The organism is Mesocryomonas lacus, assembly GCF_055730135.2.
In genome coordinates this window covers 1-21,297 of sequence record NZ_JBUZWE020000001.1, presented here as the reverse complement: position 1 = coordinate 21,297, position 21,297 = coordinate 1, and the positions used below count along the sequence as shown (strand labels likewise).

Sequence of the window (21,297 nt, the reverse complement as noted above, 5' to 3'; positions counted from 1 at the left end):
TCCGGAACGCCCCGGAGCCTTGGTCAGAGACCAGTCGGAACATCTGTCTCCGGCAAGACGCCTGGAAACGAGACCTGTGACATCCACCTGATGGTCACGCAGTCTTCGCGTGTGAAAGGCGTGGTTGCGACATCTGCATCCACGGTAGCGAGCGCATGAGCTTTCGCCTCTTCCTACACCGACTTATCCAGCGCAGACATCGTGATCTGACCGCTGACGTATTCCCCGAGCTTGGACATGTCATCGGCGGTGAAGCCGGCATCCATTGCGGCACACTTCTGCGCTTCGAAGAACGAGCCGTACAGCATATATAACGCGGTCTTCGGATCGTCCGCCTCGGTATTTTCGTCCTGCTGGGTCGACGGATCGTCCTGAGCCGTTGCAGGCCATGCGACCGCAAGCATGGCGACCATCATCACCGTTCCGAAGAATCTCATCACTGCTTCCCTGCGCCAGGCCGGATGTCACCCGGATAGGCCGCAGCGCACAAGGGCATGGGCGGTCCGGCAGGCCCTTTGGCGGGACATCGATCCGTGCCCCGGACCCATGCGAGTCTTTCCGAGAAGCCAATCCAGGATTCTCGAGATGTCGCAGCCGCAGACCCAGCCACCGCGGCAGACCCAGAAGCGCGATCCGATCTTCGGAATGCGCCTCGCGTCCACGCAGGCGAATTCCTAAAAGGATGACGGCTCCGTCGTCGTCACCGCCACTGAGACGCCTTGCCGCTGCGCGGTCTATATCCCCGAACTCGGCGGGTGGATCTGGGTCGAAGAGGTCCTCGACGTCACCGGTCTGCGCGCCGAGGACATCACGAGCTTCGTCGGCTGCCCGCTGCTCGACAGCCATGACCGCTGGTCCGTCCGGTCGATCATCGGCGTTGTCGACGAATGCTAGCGCGAAGGCACCAGCCTGCTTGCCCGTATCAGAATCGCCCCGACCGAGACGAGGTCCTCAGCAAGGTCCAGCACCGGATCCTGCAGAAGGTCTCCGCCGGCTACGCCCGTCTCGACGGCGCGACGATCACCATGCGCGAGGGCGATGTCCCGCTGTTCCGTCAACCGTTCGCACCGCGTGAAGTCTCCTTCGTCGCGGTCCCCGCCGATCCCAACGCCCATGTGCGAGAAGACCAGTCGGGCACCGCACTCGTCACCAGGACGATCCTCAACCCAACTCAGGAATCCACCGACATGAACGTGCTCGCCATGCGCTCCGCCCTCGAGGCCTTCAACACCGCCATGACCGCGGCGATGGCGGCTCCCGAGACCCCGGCAACTCCTGCTGCTCCCGATGCCGCCGCTGTTGCCGAGGCCACCCGTGCCGCTGCCGAGCTGGCCGCCCGTTCGGCTCCCCACATTCCAACACCGGTGGTTCCGGCGGTCGTCCAGCCCGTCGCCGCTCCCGCTGCCGGCACCCGCTCCGCCGACGACCTCGGCAAGATCGCTGGCTTCCGCGCCGTCGCCGAGCTGTACGGACGCACGGCCGAGTTCGCCTTCTCCAACGGCGGTTCCACCGTCAACGCGCTGCGCGGCATGACCGAGCGCTACTCGCAAACCACCGTGCCTCCGATCAACGGAATCTCCACCACGCCGGGCGCCGGCCAGCGCTCGGATGAGCAGAACATCTCCTAGGACGAGGGCGTCGCCGGCCGTACCTGAGTAGTTTCCGATCCTGTCGGACTCAATGATCTTGGCTAGGCTCGGCGCACTTGAGGGATCCGGAAACTCGGCGCGTCAGCCCGGTCGAGCGTATCCTAAACCTTCGGAGTTCAGGATGACGGTCGATCGCGACATGCAGAAGGCAATCCTGGACGAGCTGGAGTGGGAGCCCAACATCAATGCCGCACATATCGGCGTCACGGCTGCCGCCGGCGTGGTGACGTTGACCGGCCACGTCGCCGACCTGAACCAGAAGCTCGCCACCGAGGCCGCCGCTGGTCGCATCCGCGGCGTCCGGGCCATCGTCGAACTGATCGAAGTCGCCGTCCCGTCCGAGGCGCGGATCGACGACGAAACTATCGCCGAAGCGGCTGTCGACAGGTTGGATTGGAATGGGGCTATGGCATCGGGCAGGATGCACGTGAAGGTCGAGAACGGCCGGATCGCCCTGACTGGCCATGCGGCCTCGGATCAAGAGCGCCGGTCTGCGACGACGCACGTGCGAAGCCTGGCCGGTGTGACAGGAGTCACCAACGAGGTCACGCTCGACTCCCATGTGGATGCAAGCTCGATCCGCAGAGACATAATGCATGCGCTCCAGCGATCGAACTTCGATCCGAACCAGATCAAGGTCACCATGGACGGCGGCCAGGTTCGCCTGACCGGGCGCGTCGATGATGCCGAGGAATGGCTCATGGCGGCGGCGATCGCCCGTGCTGCTCCTGGCGCGACCGACGTGAAAAACGACATCCTGATCGGCGTCGTCGCGAAATGAAAGGCCGTAGAGCCGTCCGGCATACACCTGGCGTCAGGTCCAATCCGCAAGCTTGCCCATGTCGTTCCGGGGAAGTGCGGCTCCGAAACGGAAAGTTTTGGGACGCTCGGCTGCTTCAAGCCGTTCGCCGGCGACCCTCTCGAGTAGACCTGAAGCGCTGCGAGATCGTGCGCCTCGTCCGCAACGACGAATGCTTTCAACCGTCCGTTCTCGCCCAGCCTCACAGCGACCGCTGCCACCCCTTCGATATCCCACAGGATGCCTGCCACCCTTTCCGGCCAGACGTTGTGTCCGCCGACCTTCACCGCTCCGTCCCGGCGTCGGATTGGTCTGATGCTTCGCTCTTCCAACCTTTCGACATGGTCGGGCAACTGAGCGAGTTCGCCCTTCCGTCCGACGAGCTGCCAATCGTCTCCATCGCTTGAGAATTCCCAGCGCGGCAGAAGCTCATATTTGACCGAAGGAATGTCCCGCATGGCGATAGCCCCCGTTTCCGAAGATCCGTAGACGTCGACCACACGGCAGAAGCCGGAAGCTAGAAGATCGCGGCCCAGGCCGTCGTTCAAGGAACCGGCGGAACTTACGGCTACGCATTCAGCTGGAACGCTTCTGTTCATCCGGAGGATGGCTTCCCACTGCTCGGGTACAGCTATGACCATGTCGCCCGGAAGGAGACCCAGCGGGCTGCCGACTGTCCGGTCCACTACCGCAACACCGAGCGAAGCCGGCAAGAGCGCCGTCCAGACGATCCCGTAAAGATGGCTCGCAGGCACCAAGGCAACCACGCGTCGGCACCGCGAGAAACGGGTAGCGTGGTGATCTGCCTCGTCCTGGAGATCCACGATGTCGTGCACGCAAGTTTTTGGGGCGCCCGTCGATCCCGAGGTCCTCACCGCCATGGCAGCTTGCCCCCCTTTCCGACTGCGTTCGATGCAGTCGATCCAATCGCCTACGTTTTCCGGGGGCGCTTCCGGCAGGGCGCCGTCTTCGAGCAGGAATGTCTCCGCCAATGCGCCGAGCGCCCCGAGCTGCTCCAGGGAGTCGAGACCAAGTCCCTCGCCGATCGATTTGTCGTCAGGCCAGTCATTTGCGGGTAAAGGGCGCGATGAATTTCCACGCACCCTTCGCACTTCGACCCTGACAATCGCGCTGGCGATGCGCCGAAGGACATTTCGATCGAACACCGGTACAATCATGCAGCGGTGCTGACGAAGGTACCGTCGAAGCGGTTCACGCGATTGCGGCCGCCTTCTTTCGCCGCGTATAGTCGTCCGTCAGCTCGCGTCAGCAACGCGTCGGTCGAGCCTCCCGCTTCCTCCAGCGTGGCACATCCGAAACTGGCCGTGACCTTCAACGCACCGCCTTCGAAGTGGAGTTCCAGCGCTTCGATCGCTCTGCGCAACATCTCGGCATGCTCAGCCGCGGCGATCAGATCATGCTGGGGCAAGAGGACTGCGAACTCCTCGCCGCCGAGGCGTGCGAACAAGGCACGTCGCGGAAGCAACCCTGCGCAGACATCGGCAACGCGTTTCAACACCATGTCCCCCACGGGATGTCCGTAGGTATCGTTGATGGCCTTGAACCGATCGAGATCGAGCATGACGAGGGATAGCGGAAGCCCAAGCTGCCCGAGTCGGTTTCGCTCCCGCTCCAGCGTCTGGCTGAAAAGCATCCGATTGGCAGCGCCCGTGAGATAGTCGCGGGTCAGAAGGCGGCGCAGATCGTCGGCTGCCGCTTCACCGCGAGGAACATCGCGCAGAATCACCAGGAAACCTACAGGCGCAGCGGCTACTCCGTCCCGACGCGAGATAACGAGACGCTGGCACCAGAAACGCTCTCCATTCGAGCGCATCTGCCAACTCTCCTGAAGGTGCCAGCCATCGCGGGATGCCAGCTCCATCTGCTCATCCAGAGAGAGGCTTTCGTCGCCCGGGTCGTGCCCGAGCGTAGCAGCCAACGATCCTCCAACGAGATCTTCTCCGCCACGACCCAGCTGCTGCGTGAAAGCCTCGTCGAAGCTTACGATCACGCCATCAGGGGACATGACGATGACGGAATAGTTGTTGATCTTGTCGAGTAGCGTTCCGAACCAAACATCCGCCTGCCTCAGCCGCTGTTCCTGCGCCACCTGACGGCTGATATCGCTCAACGTCACCATCAGGCGATCCGGGCCGAGCTTCACGATGGAACAGGACAGCACCACGGGCTCGCCGATCCGACCCTTGCCCAGCTCGACGGCAATGCGATGGTTCTCACAGACACGCCCCGCCATTTTCGGGAATGCCGCGACCAGGTTCCGGAGTTCAGGCGCGTGCTGCTCGAATGCGAGGAAGAGATTGCCGACGTCCCGCTCGCCGGCTACCGGAAGAAGGAGCTGCATCGCATGCGGATTGATCAATCCGATCTCACCCGCAAGGTCGCACTCGATGAGGCCGACCGGGCAAGCATAAAGGAACTCGAGCAGTTTCTCTTCATCCGAGGCCAAACACATCTTCCTTCGTATCAGCGCTCGATGAGGATGTACCGTCGCGGACTGGTCGCCGAAGCGAGAAGGCGGAGCCTGACCCGTGTGGGACGCATTCGCAAGGTGAGTACATAAGGGACGATGTCGTCGAGTTCGACTTCGTCCTCGAAGCGCTGCGCGACCATGAAATTGTTCATGCATTGGCCCACGGCCTCAAAGAACGGAACGCCCATGACAGTCTTGGGATCCAGCCCCGACAGGCGTGCTTCGGTGGCGTTGTAGACTTCAACCGAGGTATCAGGTGCGAGCCCGACGACCCCGAAAGCGAGCGCGTCGCATCTGGACGTGCCCATGATTTCGAGATCCGCCAGCGTGACGGTTTCGAACGTCTCGTTTTGCAAGGTCAATTCCGGTACTCCCAAGTTCCGTGCGTTCACTAATGGATCCCGGTTAACCGCCGGATAAATATTCGGAATATGCAGGTTCTACGTCACTTGGATAGCGGCGTTGTCGTGCCCCGGGAGCGGCTTGAACGGCGCCCCCTTTCGGCGATTTCCTATCACGCGACGTGCCGGTTCGGCAGACACGGCGAAACCCTGCACCTCGCCTGGGTGCGCGTGCTGGAAGCGTGCTGGCATAAGCATTTTCACGGGTTTCCCGAGAACATCCGCGGCGCCGTACCCGAACATCTCCTCCGCCGCCCTATTGAAGACCAGAATCTCACCGTTTTCGTCGGTGCAGATCACGCCGTCGCCTATGAGTGCGAGGATGTCCGATCCGGAAGGTGCGAACGTCGTGTGTTCTGGAACGCTCATCCGACAGGAACCGGCGGACCGGTCTCGAACGTGGCGACCGACAGATGGTCTACGACCCCTTCGACGCCACGGACTCCTTCGGCAATCACGCGGGCGGCGTCCTTTCCGCTGGGCGAGGCGACCCTGCCCCAGAGATGGACGACACCGCCGTATACCGTGAGGCTGAGGTCGGTTCCCTCGACTCCCGTTTCTTCATGCAGACGCGTCAGTACGCTGAGCCGGATCGCATCGTCGCCCGAAGCGGTCTCGTCCATTGCCGCCATGGCGACGGCCTTCAGAAGATCCGTGCGGCTGACGATGCCGACCAGCATGCCGGCATTCATCACCGGAAACCTCTTCACCCGGCGTTCCGCCATCATCCCGGCAATGCGGCTCAATGGCGTGTCCTCGTCCACCGAGACGGGCTCCATGGACATCACGTCCGCCACGCTCCAGCCATGGCTCTTCACATAGGCTCGCGCACCCTCTTCGGGTGTCGGTTGCATCGGCTGCGAAACCACGGCCTCCATGCCCAACTCCAGGCGACGCAGGACGTCTCCTTCGGTCAGGATTCCGACAAGAAGACCTTCGTCGTCGAGAACCGGCAGGCCACCGACGTGCCGGTCGAGCATGATGCCGATCGCGTGCCGTATGCTGTTCTGCGGCGAAACACTGACCACCTTCGTGGTCATGACATCCCGTACCTTCATCGTTCCTATCCTTCTGGTTGGACTGCATCCATCAGACTGGAGCTTCGCAATCGGGCGATGACGGATGTTCGTCCCGTCACCGCTGCTGCCGTGAGTCTCGCGATCTCCGCCTCTTCGTTGGTCGGGATGATCAGGATCTTCACCCTGCCGCCGATGCCTTCGATCCGGTCCTCGCCACGATCGTTCTTGGAGACGTCGCACTCGACCCCGAGCCATCCGAGCCGCCGGCAGATCTCGGCGCGGATGAGCGGGGAGTGTTCGCCGATGCCTCCCGTGAAGACGAGGCAATCGAGGCCGGCCAAGGTATTCGCCATTGCCGCCGCCTCGCGGCTCACGCGGAAGCAAAAGAGATCGATGGCCTCACTCGCGTTGGGGTCGGTACTGTCGACGAGGACCCGCATGTCGCTGGAGAGACCGGACACCCCCAGCAGTCCCGACTGGTGGTAGAGGACATCTTCCACCTGCTCGACGCTGAGCCCGTGCGTCTCCTGCAGATAAAGAACGATTCCGGGATCGAGAGTGCCGCAACGCGTTCCCATAACGAGCCCGTCGAGTGCCGAGAAACCCATGGTCGTGTCGACGCTGCGGCCATGCTGCATGGCGCACAGGCTGGCGCCGTTTCCGAGGTGTGCGACGACTGTCCTGCCCGCGGCCAGCTCGGGTGACATCTCTGCAAGACGGCGTGCGATGAAGCCGTAGGACAGGCCGTGAAACCCGTACTTCCTGATCCCCATTCTTTCGTAGCGACGCGGGATCGCATAGCGGGTGATCGGCGGCTGCAGGTCACCGTGGAACGAGGTGTCGAAGCAGGCGACCTGAGGCAGTTCCGGTCGCATTGCACGGATGGCACGCATCGGACCTAGCGAACGTGTCTGGTGCAGAGGTGCCAGAGGAACCAGACGGCCAATCGCCGCCAGAGCTTCCTCGTCGACGACGACGGGTGCGTCGAAATCGAGGCCGCCGTGAACGACACGATGGCCCACGGCCGCCAGCACCCTTCCCGCAAGCTGCCTGTCGATTTGCTCGAGCAGCGCGCCGAAGATCTCTTCCCGAGATGAATCCTCAGCGAAACTCTGTTCGTGAACATGCACACCGGCGGCGTCGAAAATGTCGAGCCGTGGGAGTGGGCCGGTATCCTCCACAGTCCCCTTCGCACGAAGGACCGGCGACGCCTGCCGGCCCAAGTCGAACAGTCCGAACTTGATGCTCGAGGACCCTGCATTGATGGACAGGATGGCCGTCATGACCGCTGGGTCCTAACCCGGACATGCGACGACGCCACTAATATCAGGGACTCAATCACCGGCGTTCGCGGCAGCCTGGTACGGCCACCTCCATTCGCTGATCTCCGGCATGTCCTCGCCATGCTCGAGGATGTAAGCATGATGCTCCTTCAACTTACTTTCGAAGTGTCGGGTAGCCTGTGCTCCCGCTTCTCCAAGTCCTGGCAGGCGCTCGATCGCTTCGAGGGCGAGATGGAAACGGTCGAGCCTGTTGAGGACGACCATGTCGAAGGGGGTCGTGGTCGTGCCCTCTTCCTCGTACCCCCGGACATGGAAATTCCGATGGTTGGCGCGCTTGTAGGTCAGCCGATGGATGAGAGCGGGATACCCGTGGTAGGCGAAGATCACCGGCTTGTCCGCGGTGAAGAGAGCGTCGAAGTCTTCATCTGCCAGGCCATGTGGATGGTGGTCCGGTGTCTGCAGGCTCATCAGGTCGACGACATTCACCAGACGAACTTTGAGGTCGGGAAGCGCCCGTCGCAGTAGATCGCTCGCGGCCACGGCCTCGATGGTCGGGACATCGCCGGCGCAGGCGAACACGACGTCCGGCTCCTCGCCTTCCGTGAGATTTCCAGCCCAATCCCATGCCCCGGCACCGGCCGCGCAGTGCTTCTTCGCTTCCTCGATCGTCAGCCATTGGGGCGCTGGCGCCTTGCCGGCGACGATCACGTTCACCCGGTCGTAGGTCGCAAGGCAATGGTCGGCGACGCACAGCAGCGTATTGGCATCCGGCGGCATGTAGACGCGGACGACGTCGGCCTTCTTGTTCACGACAAGATCGACGAAGCCCGGATCCTGATGGCTGAAGCCGTTGTGATCCTGCTGCCAGACGTGGGAGGTCAGGAGATAGTTCAGCGAGGAAATCGGAGCCCGCCATGCCAGCCCACGGGAGACCTTCAGCCATTTGGCATGTTGGTTGAACATGGAATCGACTATGTGGATGAAGGCTTCGTAGCAGGAGAACAGGCCGTGTCGCCCGGTCAAAAGGTAGCCCTCCAGCCAGCCCTGACAGAGGTGTTCGCTCAGCACTTCCATGACGCGACCCTGGTGCCCCAACGAGACATCATAGGTTTCGATGCCGTCCATCCAGGCTCTGTCAGTCACCTCGAACACGGCATCGAGTCTGTTCGATGCCGTTTCGTCCGGACCAACGATGCGGAAGTTCCGAGCTTCGGCATTCAGCTCGAATACGCTGCGGAGGTAGCGCCCGAGGACCCTTGTCGCTTCCGATAAGGCATCTCCCGGATGCGGGACCGTAACAGCGAATTCGGCGACGTCCGGTCGCTCTAGTACCTTCCGTAGCTCACCGCCGTTGGCGTGAGGATTGGCACCCATCCGTCGAACTCCCTGCGGAGCGAGCGCCGCAAGTTCGGGCATCAACCGCCCGGTCACGTCGAAGAGGTCTTCCGGCCCGTAGCTCCGCATCCATTCCTCGAGGAGGCTTCGATGGCCTTCGTCGTTGCGAGTGTTGGTGATGGGCACTTGATGGGAGCGCCAGAAACCTTCCACTCTCTTGCCGTCGACCTCCTTCGGGCCGGTCCAACCTTTCGGGCTGCGCAGGATGATCATGGGCCAGCGTGGTCGGATGGAGGATGCTCCCGTCGCAGGCGCTGCGCGGATCTCGGCGATGCGATCGAAAGCCTCGTCCATCGCTGCCGCCATCAGCACGTGCATGGCGACAGGTTCACTGCCTTCGACGAAGAGCGGATCGTAGCCGTACCCGACGAAGAGGCTTCTCAGTTCTTCATGGCTCATTCTCGCAAGAATGGTCGGATTGGCGATCTTGTAGCCGTTGAGATGAAGGATCGGCAGAACCACCCCGTCGGTCGCGGGATTCAGGAACTTCGTCGAATGCCAGGAGGCGGCGAGCGGCCCCGTCTCCGCCTCACCGTCTCCGACGACGCAGGCGACCACCAGATCGGGATTGTCGAAGGCGGCACCGAACGCGTGAACGAGCGAATAGCCCAGTTCGCCACCCTCATGGATCGATCCGGGCGTCTCAGGCGCGACGTGGCTCGGAATGCCGCCGGGAAATGAGAACTGGCGGAAGAGCCGCCGCATGCCGTCGGTGGATTGCGCGATGTCGGGGTAGACCTCGCTGTAGGTGCCCTCGAGATAGGTGTTGGCAACCATGCCCGGCCCACCGTGACCCGGCCCGCAGACGTAGAGGACGGACTGGTCCCGATCCTTGATGATGCGGTTGAGGTGGGCATAGATGAAATTCAACCCGGGTGTGGTTCCCCAGTGTCCGAGGAGACGGGACTTCACGTGCTCTGCCCGGAGGGGCTCGCGCAGTAGCGGGTTATCCAGAAGATAGATCTGTCCGATCGACAGGTAGTTGGCTGCCCGCCAGTAGCGATCGATCAGGGCTACCATTTCGGACGAGATCGCGGGATCCTCGCTCTCTGCGATCTCGGGGCGTTCCAGAACGACATTAGACATCATGGGATCGGTTCCTGCGAGCTATCCTGTCCGAGATCGGTGTCTCGGCGCGGCTTGGTATTTAGAATTCGATCGGGACCTTCCGCTGCTCTCCGGTCATGGCGGCGTGATTCACGGATCGTGCGGTATCGGAAGCCCTGGATCTGCGTCGAGCCTGTCCGAAAGTACCGCCTGAACGTCCGGCTTATGAGGATCGGAAACTACTCAGAGATCCGCGATCGAAGGACGGGATGCATCTGCCGGACCGGGGGAAAGCAGATCCGCCTCTCGAGACCGGCTGCAGGAAACGATTTCGAACGGCCGGACCGTCCTTCGTCGCCGCGAGTGAGTAGATACCGATCCTGTGGGCGCTTTTGCCGATCCACTAGTCTGAAGATGCCGAACCCTCCCCGTCTCTCGTGGAGCGCCGTTTCCGGGAAACGGCGATCGTCGGCATCGAAAGATCTGCATCATGAACGCCATCGACAGACAGACGGACGGGTCGCCTCCCGCTGGCACCAGAAAGCTTGGCCTTGGAGCCCTGACTGCGATCGTCATCGGATCCATGGTCGGTTCGGGCGTATTCAGCCTGCCGCAGAACATGGCGGCGAGTGCGGGTCCGCTCGCCATCATCATCGGATGGAGCATCACCGGCGTCGGGATCCTAGCACTCGCCTTCGTCTACCAAGGTCTGTCGAGGCGAGTGCCGACCCTCGATGCCGGTCCCTATGCATATGCCAAGGCCGGCTTCGGACCGTTCATAGGCTTCAACAGTGCCTGGGGTTACTGGATCTCCGCTTGGCTGGGCAACGTCTCCTACGCCGTGGTGATGTTCAGCGCCCTCTCCTACTTTCTTCCCGATTTCGGTGACGGCAACACCTGGCAGGCCATCGCCGGTGCGTCCGTCGTCCTTTGGGCGATCCACTTCCTGATCCTGTCCGGCGTCAGGCAGGCGGCTCTCGTCAACCTGATCACCACAGTCGCCAAGATCGCACCGCTCGTCCTTTTCATCGGAATCGTCGTGCTGGCATTCCGCATCGACGTGTTCTCGCTGGATTTCAGCGGATCGACCAATGCCGGCCTCGGCAGCCTGATGGAGCAGGTGAAGAGCACGATGCTGGTCACCCTCTGGGTGTTCATCGGCATCGAGGGAGCAAGCGTCGTCTCGGCGCGGGCCGAACGTCGGAGCGACATAGGCGGCGCCACTATGCTCGGCTTCTTCGCCTGCATCGCGATCTACTCGCTGGTGTCGCTGCTTTCGCTCGGCATCATGGCGCAGCCCGAGCTGGCGGCACTCAAGAATCCGTCGATGGCGGGCGTGCTGGAACACATTGTCGGCCCCTGGGGCGCGATCATCATCAACATCGCCCTGGTCGTCTCCGTGCTGGGGGCGTTTCTCAGCTGGACGATCCTGGCGGCGGAGGTTCCGCATGCTGCTGCCCGCGACGGGACCATGCCGAAGTTCTGGGGCCGCGAGAACGGCAAGGGCGCACCGGCCGTCTCGCTATGGATCACCAACGGGCTCGTCCAGCTGTTCCTGCTCGTCACCTTCTTCACCAGCAGCACATACCAGGCGCTGTTCTCGATCGCATCGGTCGCGATCCTGGTCCCGTACGTCTTCTCGGGCGCCTATGCCGCAAAGTTGGCGATCACTGGCGAGGCCTACCAACCGGGAGAGCGCAGGAGCAGGGATCTGGCGGCAGGTGCCGTAGCCACCGCCTACGGAGTCTGGCTCGTCTACGCTGCCGGCCCCTCCTACCTCTACATGGCCGCCATCCTCTATGCACCGGGCATCGCGTTCTTCGTGCTGGCGAGGCGCGAGGCAGGCCATCGCATCTTCACTCCGGTCGAAGCCGTCCTGGCGACGGGCCTGGTCGTCGCCGCCATAGCGGCCGCCTACCAGCTCTCCACCGGCGCCATCAACCCTCTCTGATCAAGGATCCAATCATGAACAAGCTCGGCGTCCACTCCGAAGTGGGCCGGCTCCGCGAGGTGCTGGTCCACCGTCCCGATCTCAGCCTGCAGCGGCTGACACCCCTCAACTGCAATTCTCTCCTGTTCGACGATGTCCTGTGGGTGAAGAAAGCCCGACAGGAGCACGACGTCTTCGTTGACGCGCTTCGCGAGCGGGGAACGGTCGTCGTCGATTTCGGCACCTTGCTGGCAGAAACGCTGGCCCTTCCCGACGCACGGAAGTGGCTGCTGGACCGACGCGTTTCGGCTTCGGCGATCGGCGAAGACATGGTCGACGAGATGCGCGGCTGGCTGGACGAGATGCCGTCTAGGGAGCTTGGCACCTTTCTGATCGGCGGCATCGTCCGGGGCGAACTTCCCTTCGTTCCGGCGGGCCTGGCCGGGCGAACGATGGAGTCGAACGACTTCGTCCTTCCACCTTTGCCGAACCAGCTCTTCACCCGCGACAGCTCCTGCTGGGTCTACGGCGGGGTGACGATCAACCCGATGTACTGGCCGGCACGACGGCCGGAAGTGGCGAACGTTTCCGCAGTCTACAAATTCCACCCGCGGTTCGCCTCGGCCGAATTCGAAACCTGGTGGGGTGATGCGGACGACGTTCAAGGGATCTCCACGCTCGAGGGCGGAGACGTCATGCCGCTGGCAGATGGAATCGTCCTGATCGGCATGGGTGAGCGCACGACGCCTCAGGCGGTTGCCACGTTGGCAGCACGTCTCTTCGCAAAGGGCGCAGCAAAACGCGTCATCGCGGCGCTGATGCCCCGCGACCGCTCCTTCATGCACCTCGATACGATCTTCACGTTCTGCGACCGCGACCTCGTCACCGCCTTCCCGCCGATCGTCGATCGCATCCGGGCGTTCTCGCTGCGTCCCGGGGACGGGCCGACCGGTATCGACATCGTCGCCGAGGAGGCCCCGTTCCTTCAGGTCGTAGAGGAGGCACTCGGCCTCAAGCTGCGCGTGATCGCTACGGGCGGCAATGCCTATGAGGCCGAAAGAGAGCAGTGGGACGACGGCAACAACGTGCTCGCCGTCGAGCCCGGCGTGGTCATCGGATACGACCGCAACGTCTACACCAACACCCTCCTGCGTCGTGCCGGCGTCGAGGTGATCACCGTCTCAGGCTCCGAACTCGGACGGGGGCGTGGCGGCAGCCACTGCATGTCCTGCCCAATCAGCCGCGACCCGATCTGATCGAAGGAACACATCACATGCCCGTCAATCTTCACGGTCGCAGCGTCCTGTCCCTCGAGGACCTTTCGCCTTCCGAAATCCGCTTCCTGATTCAGCTCGCCGTCGAGCTGAAGGCCGGAAAATATGCCGGTACCGAGCAGCAGCGCCTCCAGCGCCGCAACATCGCGCTGATCTTCGAGAAGGACTCGACACGGACCCGGACCGGGTTCGAAGTCGCAGCCTACGACCAGGGCGCCCACGTCACCTATCTTGGACCGACCGGCAGTCAGATCGGGCACAAGGAATCGATCAAGGATACGGCTCGGGTCCTTGGCCGCATCTACGATGCCATCGAGTATCGTGGCTATGGCCAGGAGATCGTCCAGCAGTTGGCCGACTTCGCAGGCGTGCCGGTCTACAATGGCCTGACAACGGAAGCGCATCCGACGCAGATCCTCGCCGACTTCATGACGATGCGCGAGTTCACCCACCAGCATCTCTCGGACCTCGCCGTCACGTTCCTTGGGGACGGCCGGAACAACGTCGCCCGCTCGCTCGCGGTCGGTGCCGCCAAGGTCGGGATGGACATGCGGATCGCGGCGCCGAAGAGCCTGTGGCCTGATCCCGAATTCATCACGCACCTGCAGGAACTCGCCAAGCAGACCGGCGGCAAGCTGACGGTTACCGACAACGTCGCCGACGCCGTCCGGGGAGCGGACTTCCTCTACACCGACGTTTGGCTGTCGATGGGGGAGGACGAAGCTTCCTGGCCCGATCGCATCCGTGACCTGACGCCATACCGCATTACCGGCGAGGTCATGGGAGCTACAGGAAATCCATACGCCAAGTTCATGCACTGCCTGCCGGCCTTCCATAACGCCGAGACCGAGGTCGGGGCCGACATCATGGCGCGCTACGGCATCGACTGCATGGAGGTGACGGAAGAGGTGTTCGAATCCGCGTCGTCCGTCGTGTTCGACCAGGCTGAAAACCGGATGCACACGATCAAGGCGATCCTCGTCGCCACGATCGGAGGATGAGGACGATGCGCCTCGTCGTCGCCCTCGGGGGCAATGCCCTTTCCAAGCGCGGTCAGCCGATGACCGCGGAAACGCAGCGGGCGAACGTCAGGCAGGCCGCGTCCTCGCTGGCCGAGCTGATCCTTGCAGGGCACGAGGTCGTGGTGACGCACGGTAACGGGCCGCAGGTCGGCATGCTGGCCCTACAGTCCGCGGCCGGCCCGGAAGACGGCCGCTATCCCCTCGACATTCTCGGAGCCGAAACCGAAGGGATGATCGGCTATATCATCGAGCAGGAACTGCGCAATCTCCTGCCGAAGAGCGTGCTTCTGGCGACGCTTCTGACCCAGGTACGGGTGGACGCCTCCGACCTTGCCTTCTCGCATCCTTCAAAACCCATCGGTCCGGTCTACGACGAGCCGACCATACGCAGGATCGAGCGCGAGAAAGGATGGCAGTCCGCCAGAGACGGCAACAGCTGGAGACGTGTGGTCGCATCACCTGAACCACTCGAGATCCTCGAGTTGGGCGTCATCAGGATGCTGCTGGACCAGAAGGTCGTCGTCATCTGCACCGGCGGCGGCGGCATTCCCGTTATCGAGCTTCCGGACGGCAAGCATGTCGGGGTCGAGGCGGTGATCGACAAGGATCGTGCGAGCGGTCTCCTCGCACGGCAGCTCGACGCCGACATGCTGATGATGCTCACGGACGTCGATTCTGTCTACCTGAACTATGGTCGACCGGATGCCCATCGCATCGCCCGTGCGGATACCAGCGCAATCGTGCCCGACCAGTTCGCAGCGGGATCAATGGCGCCGAAGATCGAAGCAGCGATCACCTTCGCGGAATCGACAGGTCGCCCGGCCGCAATCGGTCGGTTGGAAGACGCGATGCTGATCCTTGCCGGCGAAGCCGGAACGACGATCGAAGCGCCGCACTGGACGCCGGAAAATCACAGCCGCCTGCGGAAGAACGCGAAGGAACTGCTTTCCGCTGACCCGGGATCGGTCCTGGCGATCTGAGACGAAGTTCAATCGAGACGAGAAAGTACCTGTCGGGACGATTACTGCAGAATGACCGCAGTCCGGTTGAGTATTTTCCGACGGTGCACAGCGCCGCGTCCTCCACTCTATAGCTGTCACCGCGGTACTCGGCACCTCGCGTCTTCCGGTGAGTACCGAGAGTGGGCGCGTCGATCACCAGTCGACGCCACCCAACCAGTGATCTGATGAATTTCGCGTCGATCGCCGGTTCGTATCCCGCAGCTGCTCGAAGCCCGGAGAACGTCCGGAGAAAGCCACCATGTTCAAGAGAATCCTAGTTCCGATCGATCTCGCAGAGCCCGGCCTCTCGGGGCCTTCCATGGACCAAGTCGCACAGCTCGCGAAGGCCTCGGACGCAAAGGTCCGCCTGATCCATGTCCGACGCTTCATGATCGAAGCCGCTCTCGCCTACCTGCCGCCGAGCTTCTTCTACGACGAGGAAAGGGATGCGCTCCGCGATCTGGAGGTCTTGGCCAAGAATTTGGGGCTTCCAGCCGACCGGACCTCCGTCATCAGCCCGACCGGCAGCGTCTACGATCACATCATATCGGCAGGGACCGAGTTCAAAGCCGACCTCATCGCCCTCGGCTCCCACAGGCCGGCAATGAGCACGTACCTGCTCGGCTCGAACGCCGCCCGGATCGTGCGGCACGCGACATGTTCGGTACTTGTCGTCCGCTAGAAAGCCGGCCCCAAGAAAATGAAGGTCGATCTGGCCTCTGCGAAGCGCACGTAGTTCCCCGGGTGACGCGACGTCCAGCACCCAACCGCCAACGCTCGAGGTCCAAATGATTGCTCATTCAACCAGGGGTCGACGACTTCCGCCGGAAGTGAACGGTACGGAGGTCTCGCTCCCTTCCTTCACCAAAGGAGCGGGCGTCGTCGCTCTACTGTCCCTCGGGCTCACCGTGCAGGCCGACGCCCACGTGAAATGGTTCGCGCCGTACATCGTCGGGGCACCGCCGGCTGGGGTCGGCGTCACGCTGGTCAACACATGGTTCTGGCTCGGCATCGTCTTGGTGCTCGCCTTCTTCGTCGCGACGCGTGCGATCGAAAAGAGTCAAGTCGGGATGAAAATCCTTGACGGGTTGGACAGGATCTCCGACCCACTCTGGAACAGACTGGACGACTTCGTCCGGGTCGTCATCGGCGCTTTCTTCGTCGCAATCTTCGCTGTCGGCGGCGTATACCTCACGCCCGATCTCACGACGCCTTCCGAGTGGGTCTCCTGGCTCCAGCTCCTGATCGCGTTCGGCGTCTTCTCCAAGCGCACCATGCCGTACTCCGCGGCGGGCATCATCCTGCTCTGGGTACTCGCGCTCCAGGACTACGACCTGTTCCACCTCCTCGACTACCTCGCGCTCGGCGTGGCTGTGGCCGCGTACCTGGTGCTGGCCTCGTCGAGCAACCCGAACTGGTACAAGCACCGCTTCGAGGTCCTTCGCTGAGGCGTCGCCATCGCGTTGATGTGGTCGAGCCTCGAGAAGTTCGCCTACCCCGACTGGTTCTACCCGCTTGTCGTCGAGAAGCCGTTCCTGACCTTCGGGCTGCCACGCGACGTCTTCATTCCCATGGCGGGCGTCGCCGAGTTCACGATGGGCTTCGGCCTCCTCTGGACACCGCTGATCCGGCGCCTTTCCGCGATCACCCTCTTCGTAATCTTCAATGCCGCCGTCTATCCCTTCGGCCGCATCGACATGGTCGGGCACGCATTGATCATGGCGATCATCGTCGTCATTGCGGCGGATCATACCAGGGAGCTTCATTTTCTCCCGACCCTCAAGAAGTCCCTCCGGAGCATTCCTGTCGGATTGGCGACGGCACTGGTCCTCTTTGGTGGTGCATACTGGGGTCTTCATCTGACCTTCTACGGTGCCAACGGCAGCGTCGGCACTCCTGCGGCGGTCGTCGCCACGCATTCCTTCGACCCGCAGCATCCTCACGCCGCACCGGCTTCCGGGGTAGGCGATGTGCCTTCGTCTCCTGAAGCAAGTTCCACCGGGACCGGTCACGGCGGCATGATGGCGACGCCCGGTACCCAGGGCACGGCAACCGTGGAATTCGAGGCGGCCATGGAAAAGATGCATCAGCCGATGGCAGATGGCATGCGCGACAAGGATCCCGACGTGGCCTTCGTCCTGGGAATGATCCCGCACCATCAAGGGGCGATCGACATGGCGCGTATCCAGCTGAAGCACGGGCTCGACCCCAGCAATCGCGCCTTCGCCGAGCATGTCATCGTCGAGCAGGAGCGTGAGATCGTGCAGATGCGCCAGTGGTTGGTCCAGCACGGGAACTGATGCCCTCACCGCCTTCGGCACGACCGTTCCGAAGGCCGGCAGGATGCCTCCTCAAAGGAAACTGTCCATGTCCAACGTCTCTTCGGATCCTTCCGAGCGTTCCCGGCTCCGACAAGCTGCCCTCTCGCGCTGGGACAACGAGGGCGGCGCCATCGGCACGCTCGCTGGAACGGGCGTAACGGGGGGCGAGGTGCCGATCGAGGTTCCTGTCCTGACCAACGCGGAACTCGTCCATCTGCGCGTTCGAGTGATCGCACTCGAGAACCTGGTGATCTCCATGCTGGTCGAAGCCTCCGATCGGCAACTTGATCGCGCACGCGAGATGGCGGCTCTCGTTTCGCCGAGGCCTGCCTCCACCCAGCACCCACTGACCATCCATGCGGCCGAACACATGGTCGATATCGTGCAGCGGGCATCTCGTTTCCGGGCGCTCGCCGCGGAAAGCAAGTCCTCCTGAGAGGCTCGGCGACAGCCCATAGCTGCTCGGGGCCGGTGCCAGAAGCACCAGGCATCCAAGCGGAATTCACGGCCCTTCCCTCACATCGGCTGACCGCGGTGGAGTCGAGGGTGAGTAATTTCCGATGGTGCACGCCTCCCTGAATTCTCGCCATACCTCTCAGTCGGCGGCTTCGCGGAGTCGGCGAAGACATTCGCTCGAGAATATCAGGCGTCGATCTCCAATTCGACATTTCGACGTTACGCCCGGCACGCTGGTATTCGGCGCCCTTGTTCCCGGGAAACCACCGCGCATGCGAAAATCATCATGCCCAGAAGGTTGAACACCATGCGCGACATTCCGACGGAGCCGCTCCTGATCGCCCCCTATCTTCGATCGGTCGAGTCCGTTCTGTCGGATTTCCATACGGACGTCGAAAATGGCCTTGACGATGCCGAAGCTGCGGACAGGCTCGGTCGGGAAGGCGGGAACGTCCTCGCCGGCAAGCCGGGGGTCCCCCGGTGGAGGAGGTTCCTGAGCCAGTTCACCGACGTGCTGGTAGTTCTTCTGATCGTAGCGGCTTCGATATCCGGGGGGCTCTGGTTCTATCAGGGCGACTCGGATCTCCCCTATGAGGCGATGGCGATATTCGCGATCGTCCTACTCAATGCGGTGATGGGGTATTTCCTCGAGGAACGCGCCCAGAAGGCAGTGAACGGGCTGCGGAAGATGTCCGCACTCCATGCCAACGTCATCCGCGGCGGAACTCGCCAAAGCATTGCCGCATCCGACCTCGTCGCCGGCGACGTCATTCTCGTCGAGGAGGGCGATACCGTGCCGGCCGATGCGCGACTCATCATGTCGGCTTCCCTGCAGACCGCGGAAGCAGCGTTGACGGGCGAAAGCGTTCCCGTATCCAAGGACGTCTCCGTCATCCAGGACGAGTGCGGCGTCAGCGACCGCGTGAACATGATCTTCAGCGGCACCGCGGCGACGTACGGTCGCGGAACCGCCGTCGTGACCGCGACGGGCATGAAGACCGAGATGGGCCGGATCGCCGGCCTTCTGGACGAAGCGCCGGAGGAGACGACGCCGCTGCAGAAGGAACTCGACCGCGTCGGACGTCGCCTCGGCCTGATCGTCGTGGCGATAGCCGTCGTCATGATCGGGACGATCCTTCTCGTCGAGGACATCCAGGGCCTATCGGGGGTCTTTTCCGTACTGATCCTCGGCGTAGCGCTCGCGGTCGCCGCTGTGCCCGAAGGACTGCCGGCCGTGGTCACGGCGGTTCTCTCGGTCGGCGTCCAGAGGATGACGAAGAGGAAGGTGATCGTCAGACACCTCTCTTCCGTCGAGACCCTCGGATCGACCAACGTCATCGCTTCGGACAAGACCGGCACGCTGACGAGGAACGAGATGACGGTCCGACGCGTCGTGACCGCAACCGGCTCGGTGAAAGTCGCGGGTACCGGTTACGATCCGTCCGGGACCATCCAGACGGTTGGCGACCGGGCGATCGAGGGCGACCTTCGTTCGGAAGCCGTCCTGGTCCTCGAGGCCGCGACGCTGGCGAACAACGCTTCACTCCAATCCGAAGAAGGCACTTGGTCGATCCACGGAGATCCCACGGAAGCCGCTCTTATCGTCGCGGGGCGGAAGATAGGTATTTCCGAGGAAGGACTCGCGGCCCGCTTCCGACGCCTCGCTGAACTGCCGTTCTCTTCGGAGCGCAAGCTCATGAGCGTTGCCGTATCGGATGCCGATCGCCCTGACACCGTGACGGTGGCGACCAAGGGAGCCGCCGATGTTCTCCTGTCCCGTTGCTCCAAGGAGGCTGCGGGAGGCGAAGAGCGGCCGATGACGCCCGAGCGGCGAGTGGAGATCCTGCTGGCGAACGAAGCGCTGGCCAGCGAAGCGCTGCGAACCCTCGGAGTCGCCTTCCGCCGGCTTCCCAAGGATGGATTCCTGCCCGAGGCACTCGGCGAAGATACCGAGCATGAGCTGGTCTTTCTCGGTCTAGTCGGAATGATCGATCCTCCGCGGGACGAGGCCCGGAAGGCTGTCGCCCTTGCCAGGGCTGCCGGCATTCGCCCGATCATGATCACCGGCGACCATCCGATGACGGCGACGGTCATCGCCGCGGAACTGGGTATCGCGACCAACGGGCGTTCGGTCACCGGAAGCGAGATCCGGAAGATGACGGACGAGATGCTGGACAGAACCGTGGGCACAGTGTCGGTCTATGCCCGCGTGGATCCGGAACACAAGCTCCGGATCGTCCAATCGCTGCAGCGTTCCGGAATGACCGTCGCGATGACAGGGGACGGCGTCAACGACGCCCCTGCCCTCAAGACCGCCGACATCGGCATCGCCATGGGCATCACCGGTACGGACGTGTCCAAGGAGGCCGCGGACATGGTTCTGGTCGACGACAATTTCGCGTCGATCGTCGCCGCGGTCGAGGAAGGACGGGCGATCTACGGCAACATCCGCAAATTCCTCCGCTACCTCCTGTCATCGAACTTCGGGGAGGTCATCACCATGTTCTTCGGCATCCTCCTTGCCGACTACATCGGCCTGACCGAAGCCGGAGGTGGCGGCTTCGTCCTGCCGCTTCTTGCGACCCATATCCTCTGGATCAACCTTCTTACGGATGGTCTTCCCGCACTCGCTCTCGGGATCGATGCCTCCGATGCCGATACGATGAAGAAGCCGCCCCGGCCCCGCGGCGAACGGATCGTGACGATGCGGATGTGGAGCGGGATCGTCTTCATCGGCACGGTCATGGCCGTCGGTACCCTGGCGATCCTCGATGCATCGCTGCCGGGCGGTTTCATCGAGGGATCCGGCACTCTCGATCACGGTCGAACCATGACGTTCACGACACTGGTGTTCTTCCAGCTCTTCAACGTCCTCAATGCTCGCTCGGACATCGTCAGCGCGTTCCATGGAATGTTCCGGAACGGCTGGCTCTGGGGTGCCATCGGCCTCTCCGTGCTCCTTCAGCTGGCCGTCCTGTATGTACCTTTCCTGCAAGCCGCCTTCTCGACCGTCGCCCTCGACGGGTGGGACCTCGCGACGTGCATCATCGTTGCAAGTTCGGTCCTGTGGATTTGGGAGATCATCAAGTTCGGCATTCGGGTCGGGCGCGGCGGCGAGGCTCCTTCGCTTCAGGTGGCCGTAGTTGCCGCCTGAGCAGATGTCCAGAGACCATCCCAACGAGGACAAGAAGCCGATCCAGCCCCCGAGC

At 62.8% G+C, this 21,297-nt stretch carries 18 protein-coding genes and 1 pseudogene; 11 read left to right on the top strand and 8 right to left on the bottom strand.

Going from position 1 to position 21,297, the window contains the following annotated elements; all coding sequences use genetic code 11:
* Positions 1–173: 173 nt before the first annotated feature.
* Complete coding sequence (locus ACZLZY_RS00095) at positions 174–437, bottom strand: hypothetical protein (RefSeq protein ID WP_472931359.1); 264 nt, start codon at positions 435–437, stop codon at positions 174–176.
* Between the two features lie 450 nt (positions 438–887).
* Here ACZLZY_RS00095 and ACZLZY_RS00090 point away from each other — a divergent pair, with 450 nt between their 5' ends.
* Together ACZLZY_RS00090 and ACZLZY_RS00085 are read left to right on the top strand one after the other, a co-directional pair.
* Positions 888–1,628, top strand: a complete 741-nt coding sequence (locus ACZLZY_RS00090; RefSeq protein ID WP_472931357.1) for an HK97 family phage prohead protease — start codon at positions 888–890, stop codon at positions 1,626–1,628.
* Between the two features lie 142 nt (positions 1,629–1,770).
* Entirely contained in the window at positions 1,771–2,430 is a 660-nt protein-coding gene (locus tag ACZLZY_RS00085) for a BON domain-containing protein (protein ID WP_472931356.1), read from the top strand.
* A 479-nt stretch (positions 2,431–2,909) separates the two neighbouring features.
* On the opposite strand, the pseudogene ACZLZY_RS00080 reads toward ACZLZY_RS00085, so the two are convergent.
* The 7 genes and pseudogenes from ACZLZY_RS00080 to ACZLZY_RS00050 all read right to left on the bottom strand — a co-directional run.
* Positions 2,910–3,626: pseudogene (locus tag ACZLZY_RS00080) on the bottom strand (AMP-binding protein); the annotation flags it as partial.
* Complete coding sequence (locus tag ACZLZY_RS00075; protein WP_472931354.1) at positions 3,623–4,915, bottom strand: sensor domain-containing diguanylate cyclase; 1,293 nt, start codon at positions 4,913–4,915, stop codon at positions 3,623–3,625. The gene ACZLZY_RS00075 and the pseudogene ACZLZY_RS00080, both read right to left, overlap by 4 nt.
* A gap of 17 nt (positions 4,916–4,932) precedes the next feature.
* Positions 4,933–5,295 carry a hypothetical protein gene (locus ACZLZY_RS00070; protein ID WP_472931353.1) on the bottom strand — a complete coding sequence of 121 codons (363 nt, stop codon included), beginning with the start codon at positions 5,293–5,295 and terminating at the stop codon, positions 4,933–4,935.
* Positions 5,296–5,379: 84 nt separating this feature from the next.
* Entirely contained in the window at positions 5,380–5,709 is a 330-nt protein-coding gene (locus ACZLZY_RS00065) for a PAS domain-containing protein (protein WP_472931352.1), read from the bottom strand.
* Positions 5,706–6,398 (bottom strand): CBS domain-containing protein, encoded by a 693-nt coding sequence (locus tag ACZLZY_RS00060; protein WP_472931351.1) that lies wholly within the window; start codon positions 6,396–6,398, stop codon positions 5,706–5,708. The genes ACZLZY_RS00065 and ACZLZY_RS00060 overlap by 4 nt, the downstream gene beginning before the upstream one ends.
* 5 nt (positions 6,399–6,403) lie before the next feature.
* Positions 6,404–7,642 (bottom strand): acetate/propionate family kinase, encoded by a 1,239-nt coding sequence (locus ACZLZY_RS00055; protein WP_472931350.1) that lies wholly within the window; start codon positions 7,640–7,642, stop codon positions 6,404–6,406.
* A gap of 51 nt (positions 7,643–7,693) precedes the next feature.
* Complete coding sequence (locus ACZLZY_RS00050) at positions 7,694–10,057, bottom strand: phosphoketolase family protein (protein WP_472931349.1); 2,364 nt, start codon at positions 10,055–10,057, stop codon at positions 7,694–7,696.
* A gap of 517 nt (positions 10,058–10,574) precedes the next feature.
* On the opposite strand from ACZLZY_RS00050, the gene arcD reads away from it, so the two are divergent.
* From arcD to ACZLZY_RS00005, 9 genes are all read left to right on the top strand, one after another.
* Positions 10,575–12,035, top strand: coding sequence for an arginine-ornithine antiporter (arcD, locus tag ACZLZY_RS00045; RefSeq protein WP_472931348.1), 1,461 nt, complete (start codon positions 10,575–10,577; stop codon positions 12,033–12,035).
* A gap of 14 nt (positions 12,036–12,049) precedes the next feature.
* Positions 12,050–13,270 carry an arginine deiminase gene (gene arcA, locus ACZLZY_RS00040; RefSeq protein WP_472931347.1) on the top strand — a complete coding sequence of 407 codons (1,221 nt, stop codon included), beginning with the start codon at positions 12,050–12,052 and terminating at the stop codon, positions 13,268–13,270.
* Between the two features lie 17 nt (positions 13,271–13,287).
* Positions 13,288–14,289: an ornithine carbamoyltransferase gene (argF, locus tag ACZLZY_RS00035; RefSeq protein WP_472931345.1), complete on the top strand. Its 1,002-nt coding sequence runs from the start codon at positions 13,288–13,290 to the stop codon at positions 14,287–14,289.
* 5 nt (positions 14,290–14,294) lie between these two features.
* Complete coding sequence (gene arcC, locus ACZLZY_RS00030) at positions 14,295–15,290, top strand: carbamate kinase (protein ID WP_472931344.1); 996 nt, start codon at positions 14,295–14,297, stop codon at positions 15,288–15,290.
* A gap of 280 nt (positions 15,291–15,570) precedes the next feature.
* Positions 15,571–15,993 (top strand): universal stress protein, encoded by a 423-nt coding sequence (locus ACZLZY_RS00025; protein WP_472931343.1) that lies wholly within the window; start codon positions 15,571–15,573, stop codon positions 15,991–15,993.
* 148 nt (positions 15,994–16,141) lie between these two features.
* Complete coding sequence (locus ACZLZY_RS00020; protein WP_472931341.1) at positions 16,142–16,759, top strand: hypothetical protein; 618 nt, start codon at positions 16,142–16,144, stop codon at positions 16,757–16,759.
* A gap of 123 nt (positions 16,760–16,882) precedes the next feature.
* On the top strand, positions 16,883–17,611 hold the full coding sequence (copM, locus tag ACZLZY_RS00015) for a CopM family metallochaperone (protein WP_472931340.1): 729 nt from the start codon (positions 16,883–16,885) through the stop codon (positions 17,609–17,611).
* Positions 17,612–17,678: 67 nt separating this feature from the next.
* Positions 17,679–18,068 (top strand): hypothetical protein, encoded by a 390-nt coding sequence (locus ACZLZY_RS00010; protein WP_472931338.1) that lies wholly within the window; start codon positions 17,679–17,681, stop codon positions 18,066–18,068.
* 306 nt (positions 18,069–18,374) lie between these two features.
* The gene (locus ACZLZY_RS00005; RefSeq protein ID WP_472931335.1) at positions 18,375–21,242 is read left to right on the top strand and encodes a cation-translocating P-type ATPase; all 2,868 of its coding nucleotides are present in this window, start codon (positions 18,375–18,377) and stop codon (positions 21,240–21,242) included.
* Positions 21,243–21,297 lie beyond the last annotated feature (55 nt).